This is a genomic window from Variovorax sp. P1_H12_2, from assembly GCF_056405335.1.
Window position 1 is genome coordinate 1 of the sequence record NZ_JBFUCI010000289.1, and the last position, 8,395, is coordinate 8,395.

Sequence of the window (8,395 nt, forward strand, 5' to 3'; positions counted from 1 at the left end):
CTTGCGCGGCTCGACCTGGTCGGCGAGCAGGTAGTCCAGGGGTGGCAGGCGGGCGAACGAGGGCGCGAGGAAGGGCATGAGAGGGCTCCTGCGAGGATGCCAAATGTGCGAGAGCCGGCCATGCCGCCCCCGCAAGGCCATGACAGTTTGTCGCAGGGTCACGCCAGACCGCGGCGCCCTCTTCTTCCTATGCCATGCGGGCTTTTCCGGGGCGGAGAGCGAGTGAGAAAAGTCAAATCCCCCCCGGCTGGATCAAAAAGAGTTTGAGCAGGCATTGCGCAAGGCTTGCAAATCAATGAACCCTTCGCCGAACGCTGCGAACTCAGAGGCGCGTCAACGTGCTCCGAAAGCAACAGCTCGTTCAACGCGGCAAAACTAACCGATCGCTCCGGCCTTCGGCTGACAAGGACCTGTAGTGCAGAGGCAAGGCAGTCACGGCGTTCGTCGGATCCCATCAGAAGAGGCCAGAAATGCGACATTTCAACTTCGCTGGCGCTGCGACATTTGAAAGCAGCGTTGACAAAGTCGGCCACCAACCCGCTACCGGCATTGCTGGCTAGATCGGAGTGGTGATACCCCCGCGATTCCGGCCTTGGCTGCTCAGAATTTCCAACCCACGCGCTGGCTGCCGCAGCATCAGCAAGATGAAGCGCTATTTCTCGTTCGGCGCCGCAACAGCCTCGCGGCCTTCTTCCGAGCGCCCACTCACGTTGCGTGTCAGCCACGAGTGAGTTGAGACAAGCTGCACCCGCGCGCGGGCGGCTTCGAGCGCGAAATGACCCGCGGAGAGACGAGGACTGCGCCAGTAGTGTTCTACAAGGAAGGTCAACGAATCGAAGTCGGTGGCGTGAACGGGCCGCTCAGCACGCGGCGAAAGTTCCCGCAGCAATGCGCATCTCCAGGCGCGTCGAGCCGCGCACAGCAGGCCGCACAGCCGTGCGAGGCACACAGCGCTGCGCGCGGCTCAGTCCGCCGTCGCGCCGCCCCCGTCGCGGAAAAAGAGGTCGGTGCGGCGATGCTCCCATGCCGGCAACCCGGCGCGCAGGGCCGTTACCCGCTCGGGATCGATATCGGCCAGGATATAACCGGTGCGGTCCGGCATGCAGGCCAACACGGTGCCCCAGGGATCGACAATCATGCTGCGCCCGAGACACGGCAATCCCGGCCCGGCGCCGCCGATCTGCGCGGCGGCCACCACATAGCACTGGTTTTCAATGGCGCGTGCGCACAGTAGAGTCTCCCAGTGATCCCGCCCGGTATGCAGATTGAAGGCGGCAGGCACCACTAGGACATTGGCGCCACGCCCGCGCAGCGTGCGATACAGCTCCCCGAAGCGCAAGTCGTAACATATGCTGAGGCCAAGCGTCAGCCCCGCCGCCTCGACGGTCTGCAAGTGTTCGCCGGGCGCGAAGTCGGCAGACTCCCGATAGGAGACACCGCCGACCACCGCGTCATACAGGTGGACCTTGCGGTAGCGCGCGGCAATGGTGCCGTCCGGCGCAAAGGTAATGCCGCTGTTGCCGAGCCGGGACTGGTCCGCCAGCCGCTCGTGCATCGAGCCAAGGTGAATCCAGCAGCCGGTGCGCTGCGCCAGCGCCGCGATGTGCCCGGTGACCTCGCCGGGTATCGGGCTGGCCGCCACTCGCAGCGTTTGCGCGTCGCCGCGCACATCGCTGTATTCCGGCGTGACGATCAGCTTGGCGCCGTCGCCGGCCGCGGCCAATATCCAGCGCTCCAGCGCCGCCAGGTTCGCGTCGCGGTCTTGCTGGCTGTCGAGTTGAATCGCTGCCACTCTGATTGGCATGACTGCTCCTTATTCCGTTGCCTGCGGCTCGCCTGCCTGCGCGAGCAACCCTTGCGCCACCACCCGCGCTATACGCGCCAGCAGTTCGGCGCCATCTCCGCCATCGAGCGTGTGCGCGGTACGGGGATCGGTGAATCCATCGGCCAGCACAGCCAGCACCGCGCTGCAATCGCCCACGGTGAGGATGCCGGCGTCATGGCGCAGGCCCGGCAACTGGCCGGTTTTGTTGGCGAGATGCGCTTGCCCCGGCAGTGCGGCGCCGAAGTGGGCGCGATCGCGCTGGTCGGCCAGCAAGGAAAGCGCGAAGGTCCGCAGTGCCGCCGGCAACGAGGCCTCGCGCAACAGCCAGCCGAGCGCCGCCGCGGCATCGCCCGCACAGGTGAAATTGTCCAGACCAGCCTTCCTCGCCCCGGCGTCCATCATGCGCCGCTGCAAACAGCTTCCCGCGAGGCCGGCACGCCGGCACCACTGCGTAACCTCTGCGCAGCCGAGCAAGCCGATTAGGGCGTTGGTGGCCACGTTGTCGCTGAGCACGATCATCAGCCGCGCCAGTTCCGCCAGCGACAGGCTGGCCACGCTGGGCAACTGATGGAGAATGCCGGTGCCGCCCGCGCGCGCGCCCGCCTCCAGGGGAAGTTGCTCGTCGAGTCGGTAGCTGCCACCCGCCACCCGCTCCAGCAGGGCCAGCAGGATGGGGAGCTTGATGATGCTGGCGGACGGCCGCACGCGGGCGGCGTCGCGCTCCAGCACTACGCTGCCGTCAAGGCCCCGCAGACTGATCGAAACGCGTGCCGGTGTCGCCGCGAGCAGCGGCGCCAGGCCGGCTTCGACATGCTGGCGCAATGCGTGCGCGTCCAGCGGATGCGATCCTAGCGGGAACATGATCTCTCTCCTTAAACCAGGAAGAAGAACAGGGAGGAGAACAAGCACAGGTTCACCACGATCACGGCCCAGCCGTTGTAGAGCATGTATTTGAGCTGGGTCGAGCGCGCCAGCCCCATCTGGCCGAACATGTCGGAGGTGGGGAACGGCCCGAACCAGTCGATCTGCGAGCTGCCCAGGATCACCGCGGTGGTGGCCGCCGGGCCGACCCCGGCGGCCGCCAGCAGCGGACCGAAGATCTTGGCCGTGAACGTCATCTGCGCCACCGCCGCGCCAGGGATATGCCCGATCACGTTGAACCACAACACGATCACGCACAGCATGGCGCCGCCGATGCCGGCCAGGTGCGGGCTCGCCAGGTCCAACAATGCGTGGTAAGCGTTGAGCTTGTCGACCAGCACCAGCACCGGATTGAATAGCCAGAACAGGAAGAAGATCCAGATCAGCTTGCCGGCGCCCGCGTACATGGCCTGCAGGATGGCGCGCGGGCTCATGCCTCCGGCCAGCCCGGTGGTTGCGGCAAGCGAGACCATGACGATGATGGCGAACGCGTAGCCCGCCTTGGCCAACACCCCGGCCACCGCCATTGCGACGATGGTCAGACAGAAGGCCCACGCCGCGCGCACGGCCTGGCGCGACGGCTTGGCGTTGAGGTCGATGGCAGCCATGCCGCCCGCGCCCGCCTCTTCATACTGGTGACTGGCTTCGGTCATCTTCTGGATACGACCCGACATGAACCAGCCGCTCAGCAACGTCGCGGCGGCCATCGGGATGCCGGCCACCAGCAGGTACTCCGGGTAGCTCAGGCCAGTCAGCCCGGTCACCGTGACCACGTTGGGTGTGAAGGGCCCCAGCACCAGCCCGGCCGACCCGGCGGTCTGGAACAGAGCGGCTACCGCGGGAGGCGACAGGCGTACGGCGGCCGCAATCGGGATCACCACGGCAGCGATGATGGCATTGCCGCCAGCCAGCGTGCCCAGCGCGCCGCAGATCAGCGTCGAGGTCACCATGATGCCAAGGCGCACGCGCACCTGGTTGGACAGCCCGATGCGGCGCACGATGGCGCGCACCATCTGCTCTGCGGCCCCGGTGCGGGAGGCGACCTCGCCTACGCCTGCACCCAGCACGATGATCAGACCAACCACCGCGATAAAGGAACCTAGCGAGTCCGCCAGCAGCTTGCCCATGCCGATGGGCGTGGTGCCCGTCATGATGGCGCCGAGCACGATCGCGGCGATGGTGGATAGCACGATATCCACCCCCAAAAGTGCAATGACAGCAAATACCAGTACCGGCGTCAGTCCCCACAGGCTGGTTTGACCTGCCATGGTGGAGTGGGTGTACAGCGCAATCGCCAGTCCAAGCAAGAATACCGCGATGGCGGCATTGCGCCGGCCTGGTTGCAGCGCGCCAGCAGCGGGCGGCCGCGAGGCAGCTGCCTTCTGTGTCAATAAGGTCATGTCGTCTCCGTTCTTTCAAATCTCTTGTTCAGCCGTTACGCTCCCCGCGTCCGGCCTTCTTGCACTTATTGCGGTGTGATCCCGGCCTTGCGGATCACCGCGCCCCAGCGCTCATATTCCCCGCCGATCTGGCGCGCGAAAGCCTCCGGGCCGTTCCCGACCGGATAGGCGCCAGCATCGACCAGCCGTTGCCGGGTACCTGAATCCTTGAGCGCGGCGATAGAGGCATCCGACAGCCTGGTGCGCACGTCGGCGGGCAGTTGTGCCGGCGCCACCACGCCATACCAGGCGCTGCCACAGGGGCAAGGATTTCTTCATTGTTTGGCCTCCTCGGGTAGTCAAGGCTTATCTGCGCGCCCAGAGTTCAGCGGGTAAGGAATTGGCCGGCGGCGGCGCCGGTTGCGCCTTCGCTCCCCCAGACCTCACAGCCGTTCACATAGACTTGCTCGATCCCCGCTGACAGCTCGCACGGCTGGGTATAGTCAGCACGGTCGATCACGCTGCCGGGATCGAACAGCACCAGGTCCGCCGCATATCCTTCGCGTAGCACGCCACGCCCGGGCAGCCCGAAGACCGCGGCGGGCAGCGAGGTCATGCGGCGGACCGCGTCCTCCAGCGTCAGCAGTCCGAGTTCGCGCGCGTAGTGGCCGAGCACGCGCGGGAAGCTGCCCCACAAGCGCGGGTGCGGATAGGGTCCGGGGATGCCGTCCGAGCCGATCATGGTGCGCGGATGCGCCAGCACGCGGCGCAGGTCGGCCTCGTCCATCTGGAAGTAGATAGCGGTGGCGGGTCCCAACCGCGCCGCCGCTTCTTCCTGCGACACCCCCCATTCGGCGGCGATCTCGTGCAGGTCGCGGCGGGCCTGCTCGGGATGCGGCTGCGAGCTGGTGACGATGATGCGCTCAGCTTCACCAACGAACTCTGGCAACAGAACGGTGGAACTTGCGGTATAGGGATAGACATCGAGGGCGACGTCCTGTGTGGCAAGCGCCCGGTCGATCAGTTCGAGCGTCACCGTGGTCTTGCCGAAATTACTGCGGCCGATGCATTTGTGGTGGGAGATCACGACGGGGATGGCCGCCTCGCGGCCAATCTCCAGCGTCTCGCGCACGGCTTCGATCACCTGGTCACGTTCGCTGCGCATATGCGTGGTGTAGATGGCACCGGGATGGCTCGCCGTCACCCGCGCCAGCGCGACCACCTCTTCCGTGGGCGCCGCGCGGCTGGCGGGATAGCTCAGCCCCGTGCTCAGGCCGAGGCCTCCGTCCTGCAGGGCCTGCGCCAGGGCCGCGCTCATCGCCTCGATCTCGCCGGCGCTCGCGGCGCGGGTGGTGTCCTGCATGGCCCCCGCGCGCAACGTGCTGTGCCCCACCAACAGGCCGACATTGACGCTAGGCGGCGCGGCCTCAAGCGCGCTTCGGTATTGCGCCACGGTGGCAAAGCAAAAGTCGGGCATTTCCCCGAGCAGCGTCAGCGGCTGGGGCAAGGGATTGCGCGGCACCAGCGGCGCGATGCTGATCCCGCAATTGCCGGCAATCACGGTGGTTACGCCCTGGCTGGTCTTGGCCGGCATCGACGGCGTCTTTAGCAAGGCGCTGTCGTCGTGCGTATGTACGTCGATAAAGCCCGGCGCCAGCACGCGGCCAGCAGCGTCGATGGTACGGACGGCGTCCCACCCAGCGCAGTCGCCTACGGCGGCAATGCGGTCGCCGGTCACCGCCAGCGCGCCGGATCGCCGGGGGGCGCCGGTGCCATCAATCAGTTGACCGTTCAGGAACAACAAGTCGCAAGAGGGCATGGTTCAATTCCGGGAAGCCGACCCGCGACGCGCGATGCGCATGCGGATGAACGTTTGGGGGATAGTCTGCACGCGTGCCACGTCAGCTAAGAGCGGCGTAGGCCACGATTTCGACCAGCATCTCCGGCCGGCCGAAACCCACCGTCACGAACGCCGCGCGGTTCGGATACGGAGGCGGCACGAACTCGGCATAGACAGCGTTGAAGCTGGCCAGGTGCGAGCGGTCCGTGACATAGACCAGGACCTGGGTCAGGTCGGCCAGCGTACCCCCTGCCGCCTCCAATGTCGTGCGCAGGTTGACCAGAGTCTGGCGCGCCTGCGCCTCGATGCCGCCAGACACCACAATGCCGTCCGCGCCGATGGGGATCTGCGTGGTAAAGAGAATGCCATTGCTCAGCACGGCCCACTCGACAGGTGCCGCAGAGGATGGCAACCCGGTATCAATGATCTGTTTCATGAACTCTCGATTCAGTGAGGAAAGTCAGCGCGCCAGCGCAAAAGCAGAGGMATCCAGCGGCGGCTGGCGCCCCGCGATGGCGTCAGCAAGCAGGGCCGCGCTGCCGCAGGCAAGGGTAAAGCCCAACGCGCCGTGACCGGTGTTCAGCCACAAGTTGGTGTAGGGCGTTGCGCCGATCAACGGTTTGCTGTCGGGTGTTGCCGGCCGGCTGCCAAACCAGGTGGCCGCCGCATCGAAATCCGCGCCGTCGGGGAAAGTTTCGCGTGCCTGCCGGCTGAGCAAGGCGATGCGCCGCTGGTCGGCGCGCGGGCGCCTTCCGGTCAGGTCCACCATGCCGGCAACGCGCAGGCGTTGCCCCAGGCGCGCATACACCACCTTGTGGTGGAGGTCAGTGATACTGATCCCAGGCGGCCGGTGCTTGTCGTCCACCGGCGCGGTCAGGCTATAGCCGGTCAGGGGGAATATCGGCAGGCGCAGACCCAATTCGGCCAGCAAGGGTACGCTGCCCATGCCGGCTGAGATAACGAAGGCATCGGCCTCGACCTCGTGGCTTTCTGTGCGCACCGCCACCACGGCGCGCCCCTCGCGGCGCAGCCCGGTTACGCGCGCACCGCAGAGGAACTTCGCACCATAGCGCCGCGCGGTCAATTCCGCCATGTTCGTAGTGAAGGCATGGCAGTCGCCGGCATCTTCGCTGGGCGTATGAACGCCGCCGGCAAGCCGATCGCTGAGATGCGCCAGCGCGGGTTCGAGCGCGATACAGGCCGTGCCGTCCAGCGCCTGCTGGTTGCTGCCTAGCGCGGCCTGGTAGTCCAGTTGGCGGCGCGCATGGGCAAACGCCACCGGATCGCGGTATACCACCAGCTTGCCGTTGCGCTGGTAGTCGAATTCGATCTGCTCTCGCGCAACGAGCTCATGCACCAGGGTGCGGCTGTGGTAGCCAAGGCCAAGCAATTCGGCAGTGACGGCACGCGCCACGTCGCCGCGGCAGGCTCGCAGGAAGGCTAGGCACCAGCGCCATTGCTGCCATTCCAAGCGCGGCACGAATCGCAGGGGGGAATCGCGGTCCAGCAGCCAGCCGGGCAGCTTAGGCAGCACCGCCGGATCGGCCAGCGGCGCCACATAGCTGTAGCTGAGTTGCGCGCCGTTGGCCTGGCTGGTTTCCAGCGCCAGACCCTCGCGCGCTTCCAGCAGGGTCACCGTGTGCCCTTCGCGCGCCAAGTAGTATGCACTGGCGACACCCACCACGCCGCCGCCAAGTACGCAAATCCGCATGCTATGTTTTCCTGCCTCGATATCCTGCTGCCACTCTCCAAGCCCGCCGGGTCCGCGGCTGGCGGACTGGCTGKGGACAGCGAGAGTGTGGATGCGACAGGAGGCAGGTTCAAATGAACTTTTAGCCCCCCCCCATAACCCAAGGTTATGGGCACTCCTTCGGCGCCGCGACGGGCGTCGCAGTCAGTTGCTCGCGCAACACTTCCAGCAGCGCGTCCAGCGCATGCGACGAGACGCCGCCCTCCGGATGGATCGCCATCACTCCGACGGACAGCGCTGGCGACACCGGCTGCACGGTTAAGTCACCGTGGCTGGCGCGCGCAGCGAACTGCGCCGTGAACTGGTCTACCAGCGCATACCCCACGCCGCATTCCGCCAGGGCGGCCGCAACATAGTAGGTGCGCGCCTCGATCATGGGGGTGCGCTCTTCCAGGCCAAGCGCATGGAAAGCCTGCGCGATCAGACCGCCGAGCGGATCGCCGCTTCCGATACCGATCCAGCGCTGCTCGTCAAGCTCGGCCAAGCGGACGGATTCGTGCTTCGCCTCGCCCTGCGGCGGCCCGAGGTAAACCACTGCGGCGCGTCCAAGATTGGCCACTGCCACGCCCGGCTGGGCCGGCGGATCGAACACCACAGCGAGGTCCAGTGCCCGCGATAGCACCAGCGCCAACAGTTCGTCGCCATGACGCGTCTGGATCTCCAGCGAAACCCCCGGGCAT

The 8,395-nt window shown here is 66.4% G+C and carries 8 protein-coding genes; all 8 read right to left on the bottom strand.

What is annotated here, in order from left to right:
* Positions 1–964 precede the first annotated feature (964 nt).
* Positions 965–1,804: a carbon-nitrogen hydrolase family protein gene (locus AC1D2K_RS24070; protein WP_478091543.1), complete on the bottom strand. Its 840-nt coding sequence runs from the start codon at positions 1,802–1,804 to the stop codon at positions 965–967.
* A gap of 9 nt (positions 1,805–1,813) precedes the next feature.
* On the bottom strand, positions 1,814–2,686 hold the full coding sequence (locus AC1D2K_RS24075; RefSeq protein ID WP_478091545.1) for a serine hydrolase: 873 nt from the start codon (positions 2,684–2,686) through the stop codon (positions 1,814–1,816).
* An 11-nt stretch (positions 2,687–2,697) separates the two neighbouring features.
* A complete protein-coding gene (locus AC1D2K_RS24080; protein WP_478091546.1) occupies positions 2,698–4,146 on the bottom strand; it encodes a gluconate:proton symporter in 1,449 nt (482 codons plus the stop codon).
* A gap of 65 nt (positions 4,147–4,211) precedes the next feature.
* The gene (locus tag AC1D2K_RS24085) at positions 4,212–4,421 is read right to left on the bottom strand and encodes a hypothetical protein (protein WP_478091547.1); all 210 of its coding nucleotides are present in this window, start codon (positions 4,419–4,421) and stop codon (positions 4,212–4,214) included.
* Positions 4,422–4,510: 89 nt separating this feature from the next.
* Positions 4,511–5,944 (bottom strand): N-acyl-D-amino-acid deacylase family protein, encoded by a 1,434-nt coding sequence (locus tag AC1D2K_RS24090; protein ID WP_478091549.1) that lies wholly within the window; start codon positions 5,942–5,944, stop codon positions 4,511–4,513.
* Between the two features lie 82 nt (positions 5,945–6,026).
* A complete protein-coding gene (locus tag AC1D2K_RS24095; protein ID WP_478091551.1) occupies positions 6,027–6,401 on the bottom strand; it encodes a RidA family protein in 375 nt (124 codons plus the stop codon).
* Positions 6,402–6,425: 24 nt separating this feature from the next.
* Entirely contained in the window at positions 6,426–7,676 is a 1,251-nt protein-coding gene (locus AC1D2K_RS24100) for a D-amino acid dehydrogenase (protein ID WP_478091553.1), read from the bottom strand.
* Between the two features lie 145 nt (positions 7,677–7,821).
* On the bottom strand, positions 7,822–8,395 hold a 574-nt coding region (locus tag AC1D2K_RS24105; protein WP_478091555.1), incomplete at its 5' end, for a LysR substrate-binding domain-containing protein.

Excerpts from the sequence above, each read along its gene's own strand:
- AC1D2K_RS24070 (WP_478091543.1), bottom strand. The coding sequence starts at position 1,804 with ATGCCAATCAGAGTGGCAGCGATTCAACTCGACAGCCAGCAAGACCGC.
- AC1D2K_RS24075 (WP_478091545.1), bottom strand. The coding sequence starts at position 2,686 with ATGTTCCCGCTAGGATCGCATCCGCTGGACGCGCACGCATTGCGCCAG.
- AC1D2K_RS24080 (WP_478091546.1), bottom strand. The coding sequence starts at position 4,146 with ATGACCTTATTGACACAGAAGGCAGCTGCCTCGCGGCCGCCCGCTGCT.
- AC1D2K_RS24090 (WP_478091549.1), bottom strand. The coding sequence starts at position 5,944 with ATGCCCTCTTGCGACTTGTTGTTCCTGAACGGTCAACTGATTGATGGC.
- AC1D2K_RS24095 (WP_478091551.1), bottom strand. The coding sequence starts at position 6,401 with ATGAAACAGATCATTGATACCGGGTTGCCATCCTCTGCGGCACCTGTC.